The sequence below is a fragment of the Streptomyces sp. NPDC031274 genome, from assembly GCF_055570235.1.
The window spans coordinates 1-1214 of record NZ_JBVIHP010000330.1; the positions used below are offsets into that span (position 1 = coordinate 1).

General features: G+C 73.6%; 1 protein-coding gene. It reads left to right on the forward strand.

The window, feature by feature from the left end; translation table 11 throughout:
• Nucleotides 1–33 precede the first annotated feature (33 nt).
• Nucleotides 34–1214 (forward strand): AfsR/SARP family transcriptional regulator (locus ACZ5CR_RS46105; protein WP_468869945.1); only part of this gene is annotated, 1181 nt, incomplete at its 3' end.

Here is a 1214-nt window from a genome sequence, read left to right on the forward strand (position 1 = left end):
GAGCCCTGTTCCGGCCCGCATTAACGTGGCGGCATGCGATTCGAGGTGCTGGGCCCGCTGACGGTGCGCACGGAGGACGGGGCGGTCGTCCCGGTTCCCGAGCCGAAGGTCCGTGCCCTGCTCGCGAATCTCCTGATTCACCAGGGGCGGCCGGTTCCCGCCGACGTCCTGATCGACGACCTGTGGGGCGAGCGGCTGCCGGGCAACCCCGCCAACACCCTCCAGACCAAGGTCTCCCAGCTGCGCAGGGTCCTGGACAAGGCGGAACCGGGCGCGCGCGAGCTCGTGGCGTACGGCCAGGCCGGCTATCTGCTGCGGGCCCCGGAGGGAACGCCGCCGGAGGAACTGACGGACGCGGCCGGGTTCGTGGCGCTGACTTCCCGTGCGTACGACGCCTGCGCGACCCCTGATGTGCGTACGAGGGTCTCGCTCCTCTCGGAGGCGCTGACGCTGTGGCGTGGACCGGCGTACGCGGATTTCCGGGACGCGGAGTTCGTGCGGGTGGCGGTGGCCCGCCTGGAGGAACAGCGGCTCACGGCCCAGGAGGTGCGGGCGGAACTGCGCCTGGACCTCGAGCCTCCGGGGGAACACGCCTCGCTCGCGGACGAGTTGGCGGACCTGGTGGCCGAGCAGCCGCTGCGGGAGAGGCTGCGAGGCGCGTACATGAGGGCGCTGTATCTGGCGGGGCGCCCGACAGAGGCTCTGGACGCCTATCGCGACCTGCGCGAGCGCCTGGCCGACGACTTGGGCATGGACCCCGGCGCGGAACTCGCCGCGCTCCACGAGGCGATGCTCCGCCAGTCCCCGGAGCTGGCCGCGCCGCGGGCGGAAGCGCGGACGCCGCGCGCCGAGGGGGCGTCGTTCTCTGGGGCGGTGTCGTTCTCTGGGGCGGCGGTCCAGAGCGAGGCCGAGGTGGCACTGCCAACGCCCCGCCCTCGCACGAACCTGCCCGCCCCTGTCACCGCCCTCGTGGGCCGCGAGGACGCGGTGGCCCGGGTACGGGAACTGGTCGGGGCGGCGCGTCTAGTCACCCTGACAGGACCGGGCGGCGTCGGTAAGACCCGGCTCGCGCTGGAGGCGGCCGCGGGGCTCGCGGACGACTTCGAGGAGGGCGTCTGGCTGGTGGAACTGGCCGGCACGAAGAACGACGTCGCCGAGACGGTGGCCGCGGCGCTGGGCATCCGGGACGATCCCTCGCTCGTACGCGGCGACGG